Annotated in this window: 16 protein-coding genes and 1 pseudogene; 7 read left to right on the top strand and 10 right to left on the bottom strand. The window is 68.0% G+C overall.

The window, feature by feature from the left end:
• Nucleotides 1–530: 530 nt before the first annotated feature.
• The 3 genes from OOK40_RS23640 to OOK40_RS23630 all read right to left on the bottom strand — a co-directional run bounded on the left by OOK40_RS23640 (nucleotide 531) and on the right by OOK40_RS23630 (nucleotide 1,307).
• Entirely contained in the window at nucleotides 531–695 is a 165-nt protein-coding gene (locus OOK40_RS23640; RefSeq protein ID WP_266485408.1) for a hypothetical protein, read from the bottom strand.
• A 227-nt stretch (nucleotides 696–922) separates the two neighbouring features.
• Complete coding sequence (locus OOK40_RS23635) at nucleotides 923–1,057, bottom strand: hypothetical protein (RefSeq protein WP_266485406.1); 135 nt, start codon at nucleotides 1,055–1,057, stop codon at nucleotides 923–925.
• Between the two features lie 64 nt (nucleotides 1,058–1,121).
• Complete coding sequence (locus tag OOK40_RS23630; RefSeq protein WP_266485403.1) at nucleotides 1,122–1,307, bottom strand: hypothetical protein; 186 nt, start codon at nucleotides 1,305–1,307, stop codon at nucleotides 1,122–1,124.
• Nucleotides 1,308–1,888: 581 nt separating this feature from the next.
• Here OOK40_RS23630 and OOK40_RS23625 point away from each other — a divergent pair.
• The 3 genes and pseudogenes from OOK40_RS23625 (at nucleotide 1,889) to OOK40_RS23615 (ending at nucleotide 3,939) form a co-directional block, all read left to right on the top strand.
• On the top strand, nucleotides 1,889–3,010 hold the full coding sequence (locus OOK40_RS23625; protein ID WP_266485401.1) for a PP2C family protein-serine/threonine phosphatase: 1,122 nt from the start codon (nucleotides 1,889–1,891) through the stop codon (nucleotides 3,008–3,010).
• A gap of 49 nt (nucleotides 3,011–3,059) precedes the next feature.
• Nucleotides 3,060–3,251, top strand: a pseudogene (locus OOK40_RS23620) (MFS transporter); the annotation flags it as partial.
• Nucleotides 3,252–3,630: 379 nt separating this feature from the next.
• Nucleotides 3,631–3,939: a hypothetical protein gene (locus tag OOK40_RS23615; RefSeq protein WP_266485398.1), complete on the top strand. Its 309-nt coding sequence runs from the start codon at nucleotides 3,631–3,633 to the stop codon at nucleotides 3,937–3,939.
• A 43-nt stretch (nucleotides 3,940–3,982) separates the two neighbouring features.
• On the opposite strand, the gene OOK40_RS23610 is transcribed toward OOK40_RS23615, so the two are convergent.
• The 3 genes from OOK40_RS23610 to OOK40_RS23600 form a co-directional block, all read right to left on the bottom strand.
• Nucleotides 3,983–5,296 (bottom strand): sodium:proton antiporter, encoded by a 1,314-nt coding sequence (locus OOK40_RS23610; protein WP_266485395.1) that lies wholly within the window; start codon nucleotides 5,294–5,296, stop codon nucleotides 3,983–3,985.
• Nucleotides 5,297–5,557: 261 nt separating this feature from the next.
• Nucleotides 5,558–5,752, bottom strand: a complete 195-nt coding sequence (locus OOK40_RS23605; RefSeq protein ID WP_266485392.1) for a hypothetical protein — start codon at nucleotides 5,750–5,752, stop codon at nucleotides 5,558–5,560.
• A 7-nt stretch (nucleotides 5,753–5,759) separates the two neighbouring features.
• The gene (locus OOK40_RS23600; RefSeq protein ID WP_266485389.1) at nucleotides 5,760–5,942 is read right to left on the bottom strand and encodes a hypothetical protein; all 183 of its coding nucleotides are present in this window, start codon (nucleotides 5,940–5,942) and stop codon (nucleotides 5,760–5,762) included.
• Between the two features lie 7 nt (nucleotides 5,943–5,949).
• Here OOK40_RS23600 and merB point away from each other — a divergent pair, with 7 nt between their 5' ends.
• A complete protein-coding gene (merB, locus tag OOK40_RS23595; RefSeq protein WP_266485387.1) occupies nucleotides 5,950–6,180 on the top strand; it encodes an organomercurial lyase in 231 nt (76 codons plus the stop codon).
• Between the two features lie 16 nt (nucleotides 6,181–6,196).
• Nucleotides 6,197–6,952 carry an ankyrin repeat domain-containing protein gene (locus tag OOK40_RS23590; protein WP_266485385.1) on the top strand — a complete coding sequence of 252 codons (756 nt, stop codon included), beginning with the start codon at nucleotides 6,197–6,199 and terminating at the stop codon, nucleotides 6,950–6,952.
• A gap of 476 nt (nucleotides 6,953–7,428) precedes the next feature.
• Here OOK40_RS23590 and OOK40_RS23585 read toward each other — a convergent pair whose 3' ends face one another.
• Complete coding sequence (locus tag OOK40_RS23585) at nucleotides 7,429–9,762, bottom strand: SpoIIE family protein phosphatase (RefSeq protein WP_266485383.1); 2,334 nt, start codon at nucleotides 9,760–9,762, stop codon at nucleotides 7,429–7,431.
• A 163-nt stretch (nucleotides 9,763–9,925) separates the two neighbouring features.
• On the opposite strand from OOK40_RS23585, the gene OOK40_RS23580 reads away from it, so the two are divergent.
• Nucleotides 9,926–10,306 (top strand): hypothetical protein, encoded by a 381-nt coding sequence (locus OOK40_RS23580; RefSeq protein WP_266486616.1) that lies wholly within the window; start codon nucleotides 9,926–9,928, stop codon nucleotides 10,304–10,306.
• A gap of 436 nt (nucleotides 10,307–10,742) precedes the next feature.
• Here the strand turns inward: OOK40_RS23580 and OOK40_RS23575 are convergent, their stop codons facing one another.
• From OOK40_RS23575 to OOK40_RS23565, 3 genes are all read right to left on the bottom strand, one after another.
• A complete protein-coding gene (locus OOK40_RS23575) occupies nucleotides 10,743–11,048 on the bottom strand; it encodes a hypothetical protein (protein WP_266485381.1) in 306 nt (101 codons plus the stop codon).
• 162 nt (nucleotides 11,049–11,210) lie between these two features.
• A complete protein-coding gene (locus OOK40_RS23570) occupies nucleotides 11,211–11,702 on the bottom strand; it encodes a hypothetical protein (RefSeq protein ID WP_266485379.1) in 492 nt (163 codons plus the stop codon).
• 126 nt (nucleotides 11,703–11,828) lie between these two features.
• On the bottom strand, nucleotides 11,829–19,487 hold the full coding sequence (locus OOK40_RS23565; protein ID WP_266486565.1) for a DNRLRE domain-containing protein: 7,659 nt from the start codon (nucleotides 19,485–19,487) through the stop codon (nucleotides 11,829–11,831).
• A 1,347-nt stretch (nucleotides 19,488–20,834) separates the two neighbouring features.
• Here OOK40_RS23565 and OOK40_RS23560 point away from each other — a divergent pair.
• On the top strand, nucleotides 20,835–21,281 hold the full coding sequence (locus OOK40_RS23560) for a hypothetical protein (protein WP_266485377.1): 447 nt from the start codon (nucleotides 20,835–20,837) through the stop codon (nucleotides 21,279–21,281).
• Nucleotides 21,282–21,428: the final 147 nt, after the last annotated feature.

Genomic DNA, 21,428 nt, shown 5'->3' with positions numbered 1-21,428 from the left:
TCGGCCGCTCTTCGCGCTGCGCGGGCCGTGCCTCCTCAGCAGCAGCGAACCGCACTCGCTCACGACGGGCCCGCTCCTCAGCCGTCAGCCCCCACCATCGGGATACCTCACGCCCCCGGGGACGTTCCAGGTTTTCGCTCCGGAGCAGGCCACGAAGCCGAGTTCGGTTCCTGTTGACCATGCGTCCGAGAGTTGGCCGGCGGTTTTCCGGTGCAGGCGAGGGCTTCCACGAGCAGGGCGTACGGCCTCTCGGCGCCCGGGCCGGCCGCAGAGGCGGGCATCAGCCGAAGTTATGTGCGGACGTCGACTCATAGCTGGCCACGGTGTCGAGCGGTAGGCCTTACCTGCCGCCGGCGCCAGTGGGAGCCTGGCTTTGCTCCCATGCGTGCCTTGAGGCGAGGGCGATGCCGCAGCGATCAGCCCTAAGCGTTTCTTGGCCTGATGGCCGTTTCGGCTGGAGAGCGGGGAATGTCCGCAGCGGTCTCGTTGCCGTCGGGCAGGCACTGGATCAGCAGCCGGTGGTGCAACGATCAACTTGCCATGGCGAAGATGCCGATGAAGAGAGCCAAGTAGAGCAGCAGAACCGCCGCCGCTACGGCCGCCACGATGAGGACGGCCTTCATCACTTTGCGGACGGGCCGATGGGTGCGGGCGGGTCCCGCAGGGATTTGGGGATAACGCTCGAGCTCACTCATGGAGCCATCCTGTTGATCGCGGCGGCGCCAGGCTATCCGTAGACGTACTCATGTGCGAGGTCACCTCCACACGCCCCGACGCGACTGGCCAGGTAGGAATCGGAATGACCATCTACCAGTCGGCTGTGACTGAGTACTGCAGTTGGCCAGTCTGACCATCGTAGTTGGCCGTTTGATCACCTGCGGTGGGCCGCAATTCCCGGCCCGAGGTTGGGCCCGTCTCAAAGTCACTGCTCGCCGGCCGCGGGCTGTCGGGCCAGGAATTCTTCGAATGCCGCTGCCTGCTTGGGGTCCATAAATCCCTGGCGCGTACATGTGGCTTTACCCTCAAGCCACGCCGCCTCGTCGGCGGTCAGCTGCACGGCCACCACTATCCCGCCCCGGGCGAAGCTGACGCGCCTGCCATCGGCGCGCACGTACCGGGTGTTAGGGCCCGTGCTCCTGCGGGCTGGCCAACGGCTCGACCCGAAGCCGACCGACGTCCCACGTCGTCTCGCTCGCGTCGTCCTCTTCCGGGTCCTGCGGTATCGGTACGGGTGTGGGGTAATCGGCGCGGGCCCAGTGCTCCAGCTCGGCCACCACTGCTGCCGGGAACAGCACGCTCACCGGCACGTCGGCCTCAGTGAGTACGACGCGTTCGCCGGTGGACTCGACCAGCGAGACGAGACGCTCGCAGTCGATCGGATCCGGGGCCTACCGACGCTCAACAACGATCACATCGGCGTCACACCCCCTCTGGACCGAGGCGGGCCGATCAGCGGTGGCCCGGGTGGAGCTGCGGCACCACGCCCGTGCGCGCGGCTGGACGGAGGCAGCATGAACGAGATCACCGAGACACAACTCCAGATCCTGGCCTCTACTGACCACGTCGAAGGTGTCCGGATCACTCGTTGGAGCGGTCTGTAACCCGCTCACGTTCTGTTTTACGAGCATAGAAAGCCTCTTCGTCACGTGGCGTTGAGGGGCGCGGATGCGGCGGGGGCGATCCTTGAGGAGCTTCGGGTTGATCCCTATAAGAGAGGGTCGGCGGAGGGTGGTCGTACACGACCCTGTGGCCTGACGGGACCGTGGATGAGGAGTCGGACGGCTTCCTGCGGACCGAGTCGCCAAGAAGCGCATCGCCGACGTCGAAGCCCAGCCGCTCGGACCTCGGAGTACATAAAGGCCTACTTCACCCCGATATGATGCACTTTGTGATCACGCCCGGGCGGCCGCGGCGCCGTCGTCCTCCCTACGGCGGCCGGTGGGACCCTGCCCTGCTGTCACCGGTGATCCTTACCGTCCTCATCGCCGCCCTGGCATTCTCCACACCGAGGGAGATCGCCGTCAGCCGCCTCCTGCCCGCCGCACCCGCCCTCGCCGCCGCGATGTGGCCTGTGCTCCCCACGATGCTGTTGGGGACGTTCTGCCTGCTGGTCATGATCGGCCTCAGCTTCGTCTACACCGACCTGGGGACGCCATACACGGTGGCTGCGATCGCCGCGGTCACCTTGGCGGCCGCATACGCAAGCCATGTCCGACTCCAGCGGGAGGAGACACTCTTCCACGTCCGACTCGTCGCCGACGCAGCCCAGAAGGTGCTGCTACGCCCCCTGCCGCCCCTCGTCGCGGACATCGAGATCGAGTCGCTGTATCTGGCGGCCCAAGAGCAGGCCCGGATCGGCGGGGACTTCTATGAGGCGGCCGACACACCGTACGGGGTCCGGCTGCTCATCGGCGACGTACGCGGCAAGGGCCTGCCCGCGGTCGGAGCGGCCGCGGCGGTGGTCAGCAGCTTCAGGGAGGCCGCGTACGACGAGCCAGACCTGAGGGGCATCATCCATCGCCTGGAGACCAGCATCACCCGCCACAGCGCCACGTTCCCCGCCCAGGACCTGCCGGAGCACTTTGCCACCGCTCTTCTCGCCGAGATCCCGCACGGCAGCAGCCACGTCAGACTCCTCAACTGCGGGCACCCCCCGCCGCTGCTCGTGCACCGCGGGGAGATCCGCGTCCTGGAGCCCACCGCCCCCTCGCCGCCCCTCAACCTCGCGACGCTCATCGGAGACCGCTACTGCGTCGACACCGTCGCCTTCGCCCCGGGCGACCAGCTGCTGCTCTACACCGACGGCGTAACGGAGACCCGGGACCGCACCGGCGAGTTCTTCCCCCTGCCCGACTGGATGCGGCGGCAAGGCCCGGCGCCGCCCCGCGAACTGCTCGACCGGCTTCACCGGGACCTGCTCCACTACAGCGGCGGAAGGCTCGACGACGACATCGCGGCCCTCGTCGCCGTGCGGTGCCCGAACACCCGGGCCCAGGAGCACCCCGCGTAGGTGGCTGGAAGCCGTAGGTGGGACTCGGCGGTCGGCCGGCCACTGTTTCCCGGACGTCTCGCCGCGGCGGGTCGTGCGGCTCGGGATCCTCGCGTTGCTCGCGGGCGCGGTGGCCCTGATGGCCGCGCTCGACGCAGACGTCGGCGCGGAAATCGCCACCATCCCCTTCCTGTTGATCGGGCTCGGCATTCGCGCGCTGGCGTCCCAGCTCGCGTCGGTCAGCGTGTCCGCAGTGCCGGAACGAAGCAGAGCGCACAGGGCCAGGTCGGCCAGCCCCACACCCAAGCCCCTCGCTCACGTGGCGCCCTGGAACAGGGCGAAACCGGCGAGAGTGATGACTTCGCCCATGATCAGATGGATCCAGCCCCATCCGGTGAGATCGAACTCAAACACGTAGTTGCGGGTGGCGACGCTCGGGACGCCCTTTACTGCCGGGCGCCGGAACGGTGGCGGCCGATGTAGAGCTGGACGTGCCCTGGTGTGCCCTCTACGCTCTGCGCAACATGCCGCTCCCCACGATGCAGGGCCTGGGCAGCCCAGTGCCGACTGGTGACGTGGCCGTTGACGGGGAGCGTCCCCAGATATTGCGGAGGGCTTTTCCGATGGTGCGGCCGGCTTCCTTGATCGATGCGCGCGTGCGCGCCGTGAGCGAGGCGCTGAGCCCGTACGCGTGGCGGAGGCTCACCCCCGAAATGGTCAGCCGTCGCGCGCTCGCCGCGATCAATGGACACGGAGCGGCCGACGCGGTGCCGGTGGCCCGCCACGACGAGCGGATCGGGGTACTCGTCGAGTTTCTTACCGGCTGCCGGTGGCGCTCGCTGACGGCCGACGCCGTGAGCCGCCAGCTGGTGACCGCCCTGGACACGTGGCGTCACGAGAGCCAATGGCTTGAGATCGAGTTGCGCCGGCTGCTTGACGGAGACGGCTGAGCCACGCGCAATGCCGTGATGCAGCGAGCCCGGGGGCGCTGCCTCACCTCTCGGGCGGGTCCGGGGGATCCAGCCTGCGGCGCGCGGGGCTCTCGGGTACGGGTGTGCCCTCGCGCAGGTCGCGGGGGGTGGCCGCGGCCTTCTCGTACCAGCGGCCGTACCGCTCGGCGAGGGCCACGGCCGAGACGCCGTGCAGGAGGACGCTGAGGCCGACGGTGATCGCGACCACCCTGCCCAGCAGTTCCACCCCGGGGACGTTCTCCCCCACCACGAGCAGCGCCAGCACGACGGACGCGAGACCTCGCGGCCCGAACCACCCGATATACGCCCCGGTCGGGGGCCGCAGCCTGCTCCCGGCGAGCGAGAGGGCCACCGGCAGCATCCTGACGACGGTAAGACTGAGCACCGCGTACAGGATGATCCGCCAGCTCAGGTGCTCCAGCGCAGGGCCGAGCAGGACCGCGCCGAAGACCAGCAGGCTGATCGACGCGAGGAGTCCTCCGAGATTCTCGGCGAACTCGGCCGTGCGGTCCGGGTCTTCCTGCTTGTGGCCGGTCCGGTGACGGCGCAGGACGAACCCGAAGGCGAATCCGGCGACCCAGGCGGCGATGAAGCCGCTGCCGTCCGTCACGACGGCGAGTTCGTACGACGCTGCCGCGACGGCCAGCGGGTAGACCTGCCGCCACTCCCCCGTGACCCATCCCCTTGCCCGGGACCACTGCAGCAGCCGACCGCCGAGCCCACCGACCAGGAGACCCAGCGCGGTGCTCAGCACCAGGGCGCGCCAGAAGACACCCGCCACGCCCTCTTCCGCATAGTGCGTGCCCGGGATGGCTGCCAGGAACAGGACGAAGAAGGGCAGCACCATGCCGTCGTTCAGGCCGCTTTCGACGTTCAGCCCGTGACGTACGAGCGCCGGGACGCGGGGATGGGAGATGGCGGTCTTTCCGAGGGCGGCGTCGGTGGGGGCGAGGATGGCGCCGACGAGTGCGAGTTCCCACACCGTCAGCCCCGGCAGCAGAGGCCAGGCAAGCAGCCAGCCCGCCCCGATGCTCAGCGGCAGTCCGATGCCCAGCAGACGGCAGGGCAGAAAGCCCCCGGTCCGTAGGTCCCGTCTGCGGATCGTCATGGCATCGGTGAACAGGACGAGCGTCAGGGCGGCTTCGAGAAGCGCGATGATCGGGGCGGGGTCGCGCTCCAGGTCGACGAGGTCGAGCACGGCCGGTCCGAGGAGGATCCCCGAGCCGACGAACACGATCGCCGACGACAGCGGCGTCGAGGACAGCCGACGCGAGCCCAATGCGTACGCGGCAGCGACGCCCGCCACCGCCACACCGGTCCAGGCGCCACTGCTCATGTTCTCGCCCTCCGGATCCACACGCCCGTCGCTCCCGGCAGATTGTCGACTCCTGCGCCGCTGCGGCAGCCCCGCTGATTCCGCATGAACGCGCCGATGGCCTCTTTCTACAGGTCGGCGCAGGGCACCCCGCTGACGTCGACGAGGCCACGCCGGGTGGTGCCGCCAAGGCAGTGGAACGGCGGGGCGTAGTCGCTCCAGGCTGGCCAGCGGCTGGGGCTGCTGCTGGACGGCACCGGCTGAGCAGCCCCGGCCGGACGGCTACTGGCGGGCCATGTGCATGCGCATCTCGCTCGGGGCGTCGACGATCAGGTCGCCGGACAGGTCGACGGTGACGGTGTGCAGGGTGCCGGTGAACCGGAACGGTGCCGGATAGTCGGGGGTGACGGCCGATCCCGGGTTGGCGCCGCAGGCCATACCGCCCGGGTTGAAGATGACCGGGGTGGTGAGTGGCATATCGGTCTCACCGCCAGGCGGCCGTCGAAGTACAGCGGGCCCGGCCTGGTGTGCCCTTGCCATGGGCGATGTCCGGCGCGCCAGTGGGCTCGAACTCGAAGCGCAGCGCGTGCCGTCCCTCGGGGACGGTTTCGCTCGAGGCCACGTGGTGCAGGGTCCGCTGCGAACCGGTCACCGTCACCTCCGCCAAGGGCCACATGGTGTGGGAACCGGCAACTGCCGTGGTGTTCGTCGGACAACGCTCCTGCACCGGCCCCGCCGCCGACACCGCCTGCGGCGCCCTGAACTTCTTCACCAGCCGCGCCACCGCCCACAAGTGGTCCACGCAGCACCACGAGTTCACCGGCAACGCCGTCGATCAGACCCGCGCCGAGGCCCTGGGGCAGGCGGTCTTCGGCCGACTGCTGACAGAATCGGACCACGCCTGAGCAAGGGAGACCGGCCATGGTGACGCTCCACTCGCACGCTCCGCTCGCCGTCGCCGTGACCGAGGCGATTCGTACCGGCGATCTTCCGGCACTTCAGCAGCTCCTCGCCGACCACCCCGGCCTGGCCACCGCCAGGATCAGTGAAGCTGCAGGAGAAGGCTGCGCGGGCGGGGCTTCCCGCAGCCTCCTGCACATCGCGGCCGACTGGCCGGGCCACTTCCCCAACGGGCCCGCGGTTGTCGCTGCCCTCGCTGCAGCTGGAGCCGATCCCAACGCCCGGTTCGACGGCTCCCACACTGAGACGCCGCTGCACTGGGCGGCCAGCAGTAACGACGTAGCCGTACTCGACGCCCTCATCGAAGCGGGAGCCGACGTCGAGGCGCCCGGTGCAGTCATCGGCGGTGGCACCCCACTGGCCGATGCCCGTGCATTCGGCCAGTGGCAGGCCGCGTACCGCCTCATCGAGCACGGTGCGCACATCGCGCTCCAGGACGCCGCGACTCTCGGCCTGCTGGACCGCGTCGAAGCCTTCGTCGATGCAATGGAAGCACCGGCGCCCGACGAGGTGACGCGGGCCTTCTGGGGTGCCTGCCACGGCGGGCACCTGCAGACCGCGCAGTACCTGCTCCGGCGAGGCTCGGACATCAACTGGATCGGCTACGACGACAAGACGCCACTTGACATAGCCCTCGTCAGCGAGGCCGACGAGGTGAGAGATTGGCTGCGCACCCAAGGCGCGAAATCCTGCAGCGAGCTTCCGCGCTGCCTCTAGATTCGGGCTGTCCTGAACGTCGCTGGCCCTCAGGCAGATGCCTGGACCTCATTCAGTTCGGGCAGTTTTCATCATCCAGCCGGTACGACCGTTCCAGGCCAACGCCCCCGCCGACCACACCGTCGCGTGCCAGCGCCCAGGCGAAGGCGGTCTTGCCCGAGCAGCACCAAGACGACCAGGCGGAGCCCGCCGGCACACCGAGGGCAGCCACCCCCGACAGCGCACTGGGTCCCACGGGACGGGCTGCGGAACCGCTGCCGATCCGCCGCGTCCCCTATACGTCCCCTCGATCTTGCCCGACAGCGGCTGCCGCGTAAGCCACCAAGCTTTGATCGCTTACATCACCGCAGGTCAGAGTAGCTAGCCCCTCTTCGTCCGGCGCGGGCTGCACAAGGGCGCCAACGAAGTGAGCAGCGGATTCTCTCCGTTGAGCCATACTTCGCGTACCAATGCTCCAGCAAGAACGTTTCCGCAGGTCAGGGCACTACTGTGGTGGGGCGGGTGGGACTCGAAGCCACGGTAGGTTGTATGGCACTTCCGCCAGCCTGCGGGTCGCCGGTTCGATGCGATGGTTCGGCGGTGGCGGCGAGCAGGGCGGTGTCGTCGTCGACCCGGTCGGGGGTGTTCAGCAGCTCCAGAGCCCGTTCGGTGATCTGCTGGGGGTCGGTGCGGGCGGCGGCGGGCAGCGCGCCGCAGGTCTGGGGCAGGGCCGCCAGGCAGTCGTCCAGGGACAGTGCCCGGTTTTCCACCAGGCCGTCGGTGTATAGCAGCAGGCTGGTGCCGGGCGGGAACGCCACCTCGCGGTCGACTGGGGTGCTGCCCAGTCCCAGCGGCAGCGCCGGGGGCAGCTCCAGGTAGGCGGTGTCGGCGGCTACCAGCAGCGGCGGCAGGTGCCCGCTGGCGGCGTAGCGCAGGCGGTGGCGGTGTGGGTTGTAGACCGCGTACAGGCAGGTGGCGAAGCGTTCGGTGGCGAGCGACTGCAGGTAGGTGTCCAGCCTGGCCAGCACCCGGGCCGGGCCGGCGCCCTCCATCGCGAGGCTGTGCAGGGCGGAGCGGAGTTGGCCCATCACTGTGGCGGCTTCCACGTCGTGGCCCATGACGTCGCCGATGGCCAGCCCCACGGCACCGTCGGGCAGTGCGATCACGTCGTACCAGTCGCCGCCGACCTCGGCGCCGCGGTTGCTGGCCCGGTAGTGGGTGGCCAGGCGCACCCCGGGCACCTGGGGCAGGTGGTGGGGCAGCAGGGCACGCTGCAGGGTCAGGGCGACGCGGCGCTCGTTGTGGTACCGGGTGGCGTTGTCGTAGGCCAGGGCCAGGCGGTGGGCGAGGTTCTCCAGATACTTGTGTTCGACCGCGGAGTAGTCGGTGCGCCGGACCAGCACCAGGGCCCCCAGTGTCTGGTCGTGGGCGTGCAGCGGCAGGGCCAGCACTGCGGCGGGCGGCGGGTGCGGGGTGGCTGGGGCTGGGGCGGTGCCGTTGATCGCGTGGGTGGCGGCGGTGGCCAGTGCCTCGCGGGCAAGAAGGGGGGTGCCGGCGATGTATGCCGGGGGCGACTGCGCCGGGGCGGGTGCCGCGGCGGTGACGTGGATGCTGATCTGGTCGGCGAAGTCGGGCCGCAGGATCTGGCCGGCAGTCTGCAGTATCTGGTCCGGGTCGAGGGTGGCGGACAGCCGCAGGCCCGCGTCGGCCAGGGAGGCCAGCACGGCCAGCTGGTTGCGGGTCTCGGTCAGGACCTGTTCGCGCAGCCGGGACAGTTCCAACCCGGTGCGGACGCGCGCCAGCAGCTGGCGCGCGGAGAAGGGTTTGGCCAGGTAGTCGTCGGCGCCGGCGTGCCGGCCCTGCACGGATTCCTCCTCGCCGACGCGGGCGGTGAGCAAGACGATGGGCAGGCGGGCGGTGCGCGGGTCGGCGCGCAGCGCCCGGACCAGCTCGAAGCCGTCCATGCGGGGCATCATCACGTCGCTGAGCACCAGCTCCACCGGCTGCGCCAGAGCCATCTCCAGGGCGGCCCGGCCGTCGGCGGCGAGCAGCACGTCGTAGTCGGGCTGCAGGAGCTGGGTGAGGTAGGCGCGCATGTCGGCGTTGTCGTCGACGACCAGCAGGCGGGCCCGGTGGGGGCGGTCGGTTTCGTGCGGGCCGAGGCCGTGGAGGGCATCGTGGGGCGCGGGGGCTTGCGGGGTGCGTGCCGCGGGGGTGGCCGCGGCGGGGACGGGGTCGGCCGCCAGCCAGCCCAGCGCCTCGTCCACATAGGCTGCGGCGCGGCCGGGCCGGCCGCCTCCGTCTTCCCCGCGGGTTTCCCCGAGAGATCCGGCGCCGGCCGCGGGCGGGTCCGGGCGGTGGGCGGCGGCGAAGGGGAGGTCCATGGTGACGGTGGTGCCCTGGCCGAGCCGGCTGTCCACGCCGACGGTGCCGCCGTGCGCATCCACCAGGTCCTTCACCAGCACCAGGCCGAGGTCGCTGCCCTCATGGGAGCGGGAGCGGGCACCGCGGACCCGGTGGAAGCGCTCGAACAGGCGCGGCAGCTCGTCCGCGGGGATGCCGGTGCCGGTGTCGGTCACGGTCAGCCGGGCCCGGTCGCCGACCACGGCCACCTGCACCCGGGCGCCGCCGGTGAAGGTGAACTTCAGGGCGTTGCTGAGCAGGTTGAGGATGATCTTCTCCCACATCTCCCGGTCCAGGGACACCGGCTTGGGCAGCGGCGGGCAGTCCACCTCCAGCGTCAGCCCGGCCGCCTCGAAGGCGGAGCGGAACACCCCTGCCAGCTCCGCCGTAGCACCGGCGAGGTCGACCGGCTCGAGGGCCGGGCGCATCTGCCCGGCCTCGGCCCTGGCAACGTCCAGGAGGGTGTTGACCTGCTTCAGCAGGCGAAGGGCGCCGCGCTCGGCCAGCTCCAGCTGCTCGCGCCGCTCCGGCCGGTCCTCGTCGGCCAGGGTGGAGCGGGCCCAGGAGCAGGGTGAGCGGGGTGCGGAACTCGTGGCTGACGTTGGCGAAGAAGGTGGTCTTGGCCCGGTCCAGCTCGGCCAGCGCCTCCGCCCGCCGGCGCTGCTCGTCGTGGGCGAGCGCGGCCGTCAGCGCCCCGGCCACGGCGGCGGCGAGCACCTCCAGAAAGTCCCGGTAGGCCCCGGCCGGCGGGAAGCAGGGGTTGACGCCCACCACCAGGACGCCCTCCACCTGGCCCGCGCAGTCCAGCGGCAGGGCCAGCGCCTGCTCGACTGGGAGCCGGGGGGCCGCGGCGTGCTGCCCGGCCGTGTTGCCGCCGGTGAGCGCGGCGGCCGGCAGCGTGGCAGGGGCACCGTCGGCGACCACCTCCGCCAGCCGGGCCGCGACCTCCGACCCGTCGGCCGCACTCACTGAGACGGCCTCGGGCGCCGGCCGGAGCCCGGCGGAGGCCGCCGGCCGCGGCCTGCCGCCACACCGCGCGGACTACACCACCCACGTCCGGAGCGATGTCGGGCAACATGGTGCCAAGGCAGTCGCTTCCGATTCCCTGCGTCCTGCCGGCGTCCCGAATTCGCCGTCCAGCCGCTCACACTGGCCAGATGCGGCGACTTCCCGGACTGTGGGGCCAACACATCCGCGCAGGGTCAGGCCAGTTCGAACTACCGCCGACGGCAACGCTGTCGAACACATGGGCAGCGGATTCAGCCCGTTGGGCCAAAGTCCTGAATCCGCACCCGCGATGAGACGTTTCTGCAGGTCAGATGCCTGCGTAGTGGGGCGGGCGGGACTCGAACCCACGGCCGACGGATTATGAGTCCATTGGTGATCGTGACGGCCTTTGCGTTTCTACTCAGATCTTGGGCGTTTTCGCAGGCCAACGGATGCATTGCTTGCGGCTCTCAATCGGGCTTTGCAGGTCTGTGCAGATGCTTGTGTCCACACCGCGTCCACACAGCGCCCCTTCAGCCGCTCGGCGCCCCACCCAATCGGCTCCGCCGGCCCCCTGCCGCAGACCGTCCACCACGCGGTCGACGATTCGCAGGCTGCCCGCGGAGAAGTCGAGGGGGAGCCGTGCCTTCACGGTCGTGCGGGATGCGAACGTGGAGGCATACCGGCTCATGTCGGCGGCCCGCAGCATGCGGCTGATTCGGTCCATCGGTCCCACCCCTCGTGTATGAACCGGTGCGGTTCCCCCGGTCCCCCTGGCTCCCTGGGAGGGCCGCGGATTCGCCACGCCCTCCCAAGAACCCAGCGGAACCGGGCTCCGGATCATCACGGGTCTGCGCTGTGATCAGCGTCATAGCTTCGGGCAGACCCGCTATCGGCCGAAGTCGGGGTCGGCAGAAGTGCGCTTGTAGTAACACGAGTAGGACTGGCCGGGCTCCCCGGGCACCGGGACACTCCCGCTCATCCCCAACTCGCCATTCTCCACATAGAATGGCAGAAGCTTGTTGTCTTTCTCATTCTCGAATTTAAGCACCAGATAGGGTGTCAGGCCGGGGTCCTTGTTGACCGCATGCCATTTCCCGTCGGTCGAACGGCGCGTCACCTGCGAGTCCGGACCGGGGCCGTCCCACGCGACCGGAAAATCCTTGACGGAAAAGGTGTAATCATCACGCAGCCGAATGACCGGAAGTGGCGATCGGCACTCCCGCCCTCCGTCCCATCGGCCGACCAATTCGGAATGATGCACAGCCTCCGGAAGGACGTGGGCGGGTGCGGGTTTAGTCGTCCCGCAAGCGGTCGAGGCGAGTACCGTCAAGGTGGCAGTCGCAAGGCTTGCGCCGATGCGAAATACGTCGAGCTTCACGCTATCTGCTTCCAGTCGTTCCGGGCGGCGGGGCTGCCCCCCAGGAATCCCTGGGGGGCAGCCCCGCCGTTTTTCAAGGCGTGTCCCGACCGGGCAACCGGCGGGAGCGAACGCGTCAGCCTGCCATCAGAAGAGGCTGCCCAGCCAACTTGTCACGGTGTCCAGGAAGCCACTCGACTCCCCCGACGACGATGACGACGACGACTGCGACGGAGCCGTGGTGTCGCCGAGGTCGACCGTCTCCGTCCACGTGATGTCCTGCTCCTTCTTGCTGAAACGCCCCGTATCGTAATACGTATTGAGGGGTCCGGCGATGTTCTCATCCCACCAATCGCTGTACCCGCCGAGCTCCGGGGCAATATGCGTTCCAGAGTTCATGGTGCTGTTGTTGTGCACATGGAACTGAATGGTCGCCGTCCCCGCCTCCTTGTCGATGGACTTGACCGTGTAGTCCATGGTGTAGGAACCCAGGAACGCCGCGGACATGTTCGACGTGAAGTCCATGAAGAGGGTCTTGGAGTTCAGGGAGTGATTCAAGCCGTTATTCGGTATGAACCCCGTCTTCTCGTCCGGTTCTCCCTGTGCGACCGTTTCGCCCATATTGTAGTTGCCGATGTTGATGTTATCGGCCGCGATCTCCCGCACGCGCTGGACGTGGTAGTGGTCCATGAGCGACTGCGTGAAGGCGTCGTTTCCGCCGAAGTCTCGCTCCTTGGGGCCGGTGCCTGAGACCCATTCGAATCCCAGATCCACTCCATTGGGATTACCGGGAGTTCCGAAGCATCCAGGGCACTTCTCCCGAAGGATCGGCTCTGCGGCCATCACGGGGCTGGCAAGCGTGTCGGCGACAGTCTTGACGGCGCCGACATAGGCAGTGGCGAAGTTGTCGTCCCAGGGGCAGTAGGAGCCTCCTTCGCACCAGTTGTGCCCGTCGATCTCGACGCCGCTGATCGGGTTGCCGCCGGTGAAGGCGTAGCGGTTCCCTGTGAAGGGATCCGATCCCAGCCGCATGTCGGACAGGGCGCCGTTGTACATGTCCCGGCTGGTGAAGCGGTTCAGGCCGGGGCTGTAGTCACGGAAGCCCATGTCGTAGGTGCCGCTGGAGGCGTCCCAGCGCTTGGCGTTGAAGCGGTAGGGGTTGTACGCCTCCTTGTCGGGCTGGGCGGTGTCGGGCTTGTCGATGCCGGTGAACTCGGCGTCGTTGTTGGTGCCGTAGGCGGTGTAGCCGTAGGTGGACTTGGTGTCACCGCTGGTGTCGGTGAGGGTTTCGACGTCGGTGTGGCCGTTGTAGCCGTAGACGCCGAGCTCCTCGGTGCCGTCGGTGTTGTGCTTCAGCTGCGTCAGGCGTTCGCCCCACGGGCTGTACTGGTAGGACTTGGTGACCTCGCCGGCAACGGCCTCGTTCAGAACCTCGCTGGAGGTACCGAGGTAGTTGAAGTCGGTGGTCTTGCCGCCCTCCGTCTTGGATGCCGTGCGGTCCAGTGGGTCGAAGACGTAGGTGGTGGTCTTCGTTGTGACCCCGTCGGTCTGCAGCTTGGCGTTCTTGACCACGTGGTCGAAGCCGTCGTAGTCCCGGTCCTCGACCACCTTGCCGGCCGCGACGACCGTGTCCAGTCGGCCGTACGGGTCGTAGTTGTAGCTGTTGCCGGCGGCGCCGATGCTCGAGCTGAGGAGCCGGTTGCGGTCGTAGGTGTAGTTGGTCGTGACGTTCTTGATCGTCTGGGTGACGACGTTGGCGTTGTTGTCGTGGACGTAGGTCTCGGTGCCCGCGCCGGTTCCCGTCTTCACGGACTGGGCGAGCCGGTTGACCGGGTCGTAGGTGTAGTCCGTGGTGGAGTTCAGGTACGCGCCGTGGTTGTCGGCGTTCATCTTGGACGCGACGTCCTGCGCCTGGTTGCCGTTGGCGTCGTAGGCGTAGGTGTGCGAGGAGACCAGGGTGCCGTTGGGCTTCTTCTCGGTCTGGGTCTTCAGCGCCGCGTTCAGGTAGTAGGCGTAGTCGACCGTGTTGCCGTTGGCCTTGGTCTCCTTCAGCCGCAGGCCGCGGTCGGTATAGGTGTAGTCGGTGGTCTTCGGCGAGGCGTCCGAGGCGGACTTGCCGACCTTCACCGTCTTGACCAGCTCACGCAGGTCGTAGATGGACTGCGCGTACTGGTCGGGGTGAGTCGTCGTCTCCTTCTGGCCGTTGGCGTCGTAGGTGAACGACGTGGCCTTCTTCTCGATGCCGGACAGCGACTCGCTGACCTTCTGGACCTGGTTCAGCCCGGTGTAGGTCATCGAGTACGTGTCGATCTTGGCACCCGAGGAGGTGTCCCCGGTCGAGGTGAGGTTGCCGTTGAGGTCGTACGAGTAGGTGAAGTTCTTCTTCTCGTTGTCCGTCTCGGTGGCAGTGCGGACGATCTTCACCGCGTCGGCGACGACCTTGCCGGAGGCGTCGGTCGCCAGGGTGATCTTGGACGTGTTCCCCTGCTTGAAGGTGAACGAGCCCAGCGAGACCCAGGTGCCGCCGCCGGTGGTCTGGTTGACCGTCTTGTCGGTGGTGCCGCCGTCGTGGGTGACGGTGTACTTCGCCGCCGTGGAGGCGCCCGAGGTCGTCGGGTACTTCGCGTAGGCGGTGTAGCTGCCGTCCTGCGGAACGTTCAGAGTCCAGGTGAACGTGTCCGTCGACGCCCCCGCTGCGTGGGTGCGGTGGTCGTAGCCCTGCTGGCCGGTGGCCGAAGCCGTGGCCCAGGTGCCGGTCGCCGACGTGGTCTGGGTGTCGGAGTTGTCGGCCACCACCACGTGGGCGCCGACCGGCACGCCGTCATCGGAGCGGGCCTGGAGGCTGCCGTCGGGGTAGTAAGCCCAGCCCTGGGTCCGCGAGCTCGAGCCGCCGGCGGAGGTGAGGGTGCGCGAGACCTGCTGGCCGGTCTGGTTGTAGCCGTAGGAGGTGACGATGTCCCACGGGTCGGTGGACGTCTTGGCCCAACCGTTGTCGAAGTAGGTGTAGTCGGTGTCGTTGCGGACGGTCTGACCCGCCGACGGCGGCGCGGAGACCCGCGAGGGGCGGCCGACCGCGTCGTAGGTCGTCTGGGTGTAGACGTTGGAGTCGTTGTAGCGCGCGTCCGCCGGGTCGTAGGGCTGGAACTGCTTGACCGGGCGGTTGAGCTTGTCGTACTCGGTGCGGCTGGTGAAGTCGTCCACGGCCGCGGTGGCGGTGCCGCGCGGGCTGATCACCTTGGTGGTGTTGCCCATCTGGTCGTACTCGAACTTCGTGATGCGAAGGGTGCTGCCCGAGTAGGGGACCCGCTGCTCGATCGTCTTGCCGCGCTGGTCGTAGACGACCTCGCTGGCGTTGCCCTCCTTGTCGGTGCTCCTGACCACCAGCGAGTCCTTGTCGTACTCACGCGTGGTGAACTTGCCCGCCGCGTCGGTGACCTTGGTCACGCGGTGGTTGAGGTCGAAGAAGCTCTTGCTGGTGTAGTCGGTGGTGTCGGCGGTGGCGTTCTTCTTCGGGTCGATGACCGTGACCGCGTTGCCGACGTTGTCGTACTCGTAGGAGACCTTGTCGCCCTGGGCGTTCACCACCGCCATGAGCTGGTAGATCTCGTTGTAGGTGTTGGTGGTGACGTAGTCGTCCGGGACGGAGGTCGTCGCCACACCCTTGGGCTCGGTCGTGGCCTTGAGGTTGCCGACCTTGTCGTAGGTGTAGCGCGTCGTGCGACCGCTCAGGTTGTTGTCCGGGCCGGTCGACTCGGTCACCTGGTCCGCGGCGTCATGGACCGCGGTGGACACCACGCCGTCCGGGGCGGTGCTGCTGGTGACGTTGTCGTTCGCGTCGTACACCGGGGCCGGAGTGGTGATGAACACCCCCTGCGCCTGATCCTTGGGCACCTTGTTGACCAGCGGACGCTTGAAGGCGTCGTAGGTCTGGGTGGTGGTGGTGCCCAGCACGTCGGTCACCGAGGTGACCTGACCGCGCGCGTCGTAGACGAACGAGGTGGCGTGGCTCTCCGCGTCGGTGATCGTCCTGGGGTAGCCCATGACGTCGAAGTCGGAGTTGACGGTGGCGTTGCCGTTGGCGTCGGTGGCCTTGGTCAACTGCCCATAGCCGTCGTAGTCGTACTTGGTGGTGTAGTCGTCGGGCACCGAGGTGGTGGCGGCGCCCAGGGGATCGGTGACCGTCTTCAGGTTGCCGAAGGCGTCATAGCCGAACTGCCACTTGCGGCCCTCGGGGGAGGTCTTGGTGGACAGATCGGCCGAGAAGCCGTCCAGACGGGTCTGGTACGTGTAGACCGTCGCCGCGGTGCCGTTCTTGTTGGCCTCCGCGTCCTTCATCGTCAGCGGGTTGCCGGTCTTCTGGTCGTACGTCCAGGTGGTCTGGGCGCCGTTCGCCTCCTTCTGGAGGATGACGTTGTTGTCCGCGTCCCAGGACAGGTCCATGGTCTCGGACTTGGCGTTGGTGGACTTCACCTGGCGGGAGAAGTCGTCCAGGACGTAGTCCGTGACGTGCGACTCCGCGTCGGTGACCTTGGTGTCGGTGAAATTCGTGTTGGTCGTGTTCGCCTTGTAGGCGAACGTCGTGTTGTTGTTCAGCCGGTCCGTGATGGCCTTGGTCCACCAGTGGTACTTCGGGTCGTCGCCGGTCTGCGGGGCGTAGTAGTCCAGCTTGGTGGCGTTGCCCCGGGGGTCGGTGGACGTCACCATCTTGACGTTCTTGTTGCCCTGCGTGGCGTCGTAGACGAACTTGAACACCTTCGGCTGCGAAGAGCCGACGCCGTCGGTGAACTGGCCGAGCAGACCCTTGTCGGTGTACCAGAAGTTGATCTTACGGCCGGAGACGTCGGTGACCGACTTGATGTGGTCGTAGATCTTGGAGTTGGTCAGGTTCGAGCCCGTGGCGATGGTGCCGGTGCTCGAGACGTACTCGTAGGAGGCGTCGCCCTTCTTGAAGTAGTCCACCGTCAGCGTCTGCCGCGACGCAGGGTCGGTGATGTACGTCAGGAACTTGGTCGGCTTGTTGTTGGACTTCCGCTCCTCGTAGGTGAACAGCATGGTGTTGCCGTTCTTGTCCACCGTGGAGGTCAGGTAGCCGTCACAGCCGAACAGGAACCGGGTGCCGTCCGGCCGGGTCATCGTCCAGGCGTCCGGGATCGGGTCCTTCGTCGGCTGGCAGTCCAAACCTGCCTTGGCGGCCAGCTTGTAGTGCACGCCGGCCGGCGCCTTCCACGAGCTCGTGGCCGAGTCCCAGCGGAACACGTGGGTGGTGCCGTCGCCGTCCGGGAGACGGATCTCGGTGGGGTTCGGCTTGGGGTGGAACTCCAGAGGCGCGCCGAGACGGATCGGCCCCGATGCCTGCATGGACCAGCCGTGACCGGAGACCGTGTCGGAGGTGTCGAGGCTGTTGTAGGCCAGCCGGAAGAACGTGTTCAGGCCCCGGCCGGGGTTGTTGAACGCGTTATACGACCACACCACGTTGCCGGAGGCGAGGTTGTTCATCATGCTGGCGCCGGCGCCGGTGTTCTTGCCGGTGTAGCCGTAGAACTTCTCCAGACCCAGCGTGTTGGACGTGGGGTCCTCGACCGTGACGTTCTGCTTCAGCGGCGGGATGGCGCCGGTCCCGACGGACAGCCAGGTCCCGTCGGCGACCTTCTTGACGTCCCAGCCGAGCACGTAGTCCAGGCGCTTGTTGCCCTCATCGGAATTGATGGGGGTCTTGACCTGCGCCTGAATCGTCGCCGACTTGCCCGGCAGCAGCGCCGGGATGGCCGTCGACAGCTGGTTGCCGCCGGTGGTGACATCCGTGCCGTCGGGCAGCTTCCAGGTGTACGACAGCTGCCGCTCACCCGCGGCCCACGCGGTCGCGGTCGTGTTGGTGACGGTGAACTCGACCGTGTACTGCGAGTTCGGCGTCATCCGGGCCGGAGTGGTCGGCGCGTAGTACGTGTCCTCCGTGGTGGAGTCGACGTAGATGACCTGCATGTACGGGCGCAGCTGGGGGTCGGAGGCCTCCGACGACAGGAACAGGGTGCGTTCCTGCGGGCCGGTGGTGGTCTCGTCCTTCAGCTTGACGGCTACGCCCTTGTTGTTGGCGGGTGTCTTGACCCAGGACTGCATCAGTCCGGTGGCGTCCCACCAGTGGCGGCCGACCTCGTCGGTGATCTGCGGGACGGTGTCGGCGACGGTGGCGGACATGTCGCCACCCGCCGTGGTCCACGGCGTGGTGGCGTTGGCGTTGTTCCAGGTGGCCTGGGTCTCGGTGAAGTCCCGGGTCAGCGAGTGGAGTTCGTAGATCGCACCGTTGGTGGTGCTGGTGGTCTCCGCTCCCCACATGTACATCTTGTTCTCCAGCACCGTCGCGGTGGTGGGGATCGAGCTGGTGGGGAACTTCACCACGGCGCGGGTCTTGCCGTACGTGGGCGAGTTGTTGCCGACACTCAGCCAGGTCTGGCCCACACCGAGGGACTGGATCGCGTCCTGGTTGGTGGTCGGCTGCTGCGAGGACAGCGTGGTGTCCGTCTGACCCGCCTGGATGATCTTCATCGTCCGGCCGGCCTTGGGGATACCCACCACCCGGGTCGGAGAGCCGAGCAGCTCACCGCCCTGCGTCTTCACCGCGAGCTGGTAGAAGTACGACTTCCCGATCTCACTGGAGCTGGAGTCCGGGGTCGGCACCGCGGTGGTGTCCGTGTACGCGGTCGCCGTCGACGGGATCGGGGCGATCAGGGTCGCCGCGGACGGAGTGAAGACCTGCTGCGTGGAGCGGTGCAGCTGGTACTCCACGATCGCGTCGTTCGCCGCGCCGCTGGTGTTCACATAGGCGGGCCAGGACAGCTCCGGGCCCGTGGAGTGCACCACGGTCGGCGAGTTCAGCGCGGTGCCGACCTTGCCGTAGGTCACCGTCAGGCGCGGAATGGACGAGGTCTCGCCGCCGTAGTCGCCGTCCCCCGCCTCGTAGCGCGGACCACCGGTCAGCGTCCCGGCCAGCGTGTCGTCCTTGGCCTGCAGCACAAACCCGTGGTTCGGATTGACCCCGGACACCCAGCGCTGGACCGTGTCGGTCACCGGGAAGTCATGCCACTGGTTGTACTTGCCGACCGGCTTCACGATCTGCGCCGGGTTCACCAGCCGGACCGAGTCCGCCAGCGTCCGCGTCGTCGCACTGCCGGTGTCACCCAGGACGACCTTGCCGGTGTTGCCCTTGACGAAGCTGTACTCAGCGGCATCCAGGGTCTTCCAGACCCCGCCCGTACCGGTCTGGTTGACCGTGTAGTTCTTCGTGCCGCCGTTGTAGTTCACGGTGTACGGGGCGGCCGTGGCCGCGTCCGAGGCCGCCGGGTAGTGCACGTCCACCCGGTAGGTATCGGTCTCCGCGACCTGCGGCTGCCAGGAGTACGTCTCACCGGTCAGCGCGTTCTTGTTGTACGCGAAGTCGTCGTACGTCGCGGCGCCACCGGTCGTGGTGCCACCGGGCCACTCGCCGACCGCCGCCGTCCCCACAGCACCGTCATCGATCATGACGGTCGTCGCGGACAGCTCACCCACCAGCGCACTGGTGTTGGACCAGGTCGCCGTCGACTCGTCCCACGCACCCGTCGCCCGGTGCGCCTCCAGCGTCACCGCGTTGCCGTTCGTGGTGTGGGCCTGGTCGTAGTACATGCTCAGCCGCGCCGCATCGACCTTCACACCCGCCGGGACCTCCGACAGCGGGAACTTGATCAACGAGCGGGCGATACCGGTGTCCGTCTTGCCGGCCGACAGCTTCCAGGTGGTGTTGAAGTTCACCGACGGCTGATCCGACAGAACCATCGTGTCCTGCGAGGTGGCCGCGTTCGGCGCGACAGTGATCGTCGGGTCGATCACCACCGGGTACTGACGCTCCTTCGCCGCCAGCCACTTGGCATCCGGCGCGAGGGTCAGCTTCCAGTTCTTCCCGTCCCGGGAGAGCTTCTGGCTGACCTTCGTGGAGTACGTACCACCCGTCGGCGACAGCGCGTCCTTCTTGGCATCCGTCATATACGGAGCGGGGATCACCATCACCGGAGTGCCCGGCGCCTCACCGTAGAAGGCGACCGAGCCGTCCTTGCGCGCCTTCGGCGTCAGACCCTCGGCATTCAGCGTGAAGGTGAACGACACCGGACCGGCCGAGCGTTCGGCCAGGACGATGTTCTCCTTCACCTGTCCCCGGCCCACCGTGTACTGCAGATCGGCGCCCGAAACAGCGCCCTTGTACGTGACGGTGTCGCCACCGGCCTGCGGCTTGAGGGTGTTCCCGACCGCGCCCGTCAGGCCCAGGCTGATGGCCCCGCCGCCCGCGGACTCAAAACGCAGCAGCTTGCCCGGATCAGAACCGAACCAGCTCCGGCCGGTGTTGGCCGTGTTTGCGAAGTCGAAGCCCTTCGCCGTCGTCGACCGCACCGCGGTGTCGATCGGCTTCCAGGACTTCCCGGACTTGTACGAGACCGGAACGGCCGACAGCTCCGCCTCCACCCGGCCGTCCGACAGCTCGAAGAACCGCGCCTGCGATGTGCGCCGCTCGGTCAGCTCCTTGACCCGCTTGGCCTTCGGAAGCTTCTCGCCCTTCGGCAGCTTCTGGCGGCTGGGTATCTCCAGCTTCCCCCCGACCGGCGGCTTGTCCGCCTCCTCGTCGTCGTCGGAGAACCAGCCCTTGACGGTGTCGACGATCCCCTTACCGCCGTCATTCGACGACGACACAGGGGCCGCATAAGCGACCTGCGGCAGCAGCGTTCCCGCCACCGCCGACACCACCAGACAGGAGATATATCTCCCGTACGGAACTTTCACCTTCTATGCCCTTTCGCATCGACGCACCCGCATCGCTGCACGCGAAATGGGCACGCCGAACGAGCTGGTGCGGAGGTTTCCGCCCAGCTTGGAGCAATGCAGAGTGATCGCGCGGAAGATATGAACCACAAGATCACGAGCATTGCAGCGGGCTTTCTAACCACTCTTGCGAGGCCCGGTCAACCCTGGCGACATAAAGGACAATTGATGAGCCGAAGGGGGTACGGTTCGCCCGATTCTTCCGTTCGCTCGCACTCGGCCGGAGGCGTGGTGTATAACCACCCGGTTCATCTGCCAACCAACCGAAAGCCGGGCTCTCTCATGTCGTCCAATGAACTTGCGGAAAACGCAGTGCGGGAGGAGAACGAACACGAGAGCACGGGGGGCTCCCCGGACCGGCGGGGGTTGCTGATCGCCGGCACCGCCCTGCTCGCCTGCTTCGGGCTCGTCGGCTACGGCATCCTCAACACCGACGAGCAGCCGAAGCCGCGCGCCGTGCCGACGGCCGAGGTGACGTACGAGGTCACGGGGACGGGGACCGCCGAGATCTCATATCTCGCCCGCAGCGAGGCCGGTACGGCCACGGTCGAGAAGGCCGTCACCCCTCCGTGGAGGAAGTCGGTTCAGGTGCCCCTCGGCAAGGCTCCGACCGTCGCCATCGTCCTCGACGGGAAGGGCGGACAGGCGTCGTGCACGCTGGCGATCCGCGGCAAGCACGTCCAGCGCGCCACCGCCATGGGCGAGTTCGGGCGTGCCACGTGCACTGGCGAGCTGCCTCCCGGCGACGGCCTGGGGTGACGCAGCCCTGCTTCGCAGCCTCTCTCACCGAGGAGCCGACTGGTTCGTACAGTGCGCGCGAGGAGCCGCTCCGTCCACCAACCCGACCAGGTCCGCCCGGGGCGCGGAACCGACCGAGGCCGATGGACCAATCCGCCGGGACTCCGA

Origin of the sequence: Streptomyces sp. NBC_01481 (assembly GCF_026339995.1) — a bacterium.
GTDB lineage: Bacteria > Actinomycetota > Actinomycetes > Streptomycetales > Streptomycetaceae > Streptomyces.
The sequence above is the reverse complement of the archived record's forward strand: the minus strand, read 5'-3'. Positions and strand labels throughout refer to the sequence as shown.

Coding starts and splice junctions, on each gene's coding strand:
- merB (WP_266485387.1), top strand. CDS start 5,950: ATGGTGTGGGAACCGGCAACTGCCGTGGTGTTCGTCGGACAACGCTCC.
- OOK40_RS23565 (WP_266486565.1), bottom strand. CDS start 19,487: ATGGTTCTGTCGGATCAGCCGTCGGTGAACTTCAACACCACCTGGAAG.
- OOK40_RS23610 (WP_266485395.1), bottom strand. CDS start 5,296: ATGAGCAGTGGCGCCTGGACCGGTGTGGCGGTGGCGGGCGTCGCTGCC.
- OOK40_RS23640 (WP_266485408.1), bottom strand. CDS start 695: ATGAGTGAGCTCGAGCGTTATCCCCAAATCCCTGCGGGACCCGCCCGC.
- OOK40_RS23605 (WP_266485392.1), bottom strand. CDS start 5,752: ATGCCACTCACCACCCCGGTCATCTTCAACCCGGGCGGTATGGCCTGC.
- OOK40_RS23590 (WP_266485385.1), top strand. CDS start 6,197: ATGGTGACGCTCCACTCGCACGCTCCGCTCGCCGTCGCCGTGACCGAG.
- OOK40_RS23575 (WP_266485381.1), bottom strand. CDS start 11,048: ATGGACCGAATCAGCCGCATGCTGCGGGCCGCCGACATGAGCCGGTAT.
- OOK40_RS23585 (WP_266485383.1), bottom strand. CDS start 9,762: ATGCGCCCGGCCCTCGAGCCGGTCGACCTCGCCGGTGCTACGGCGGAG.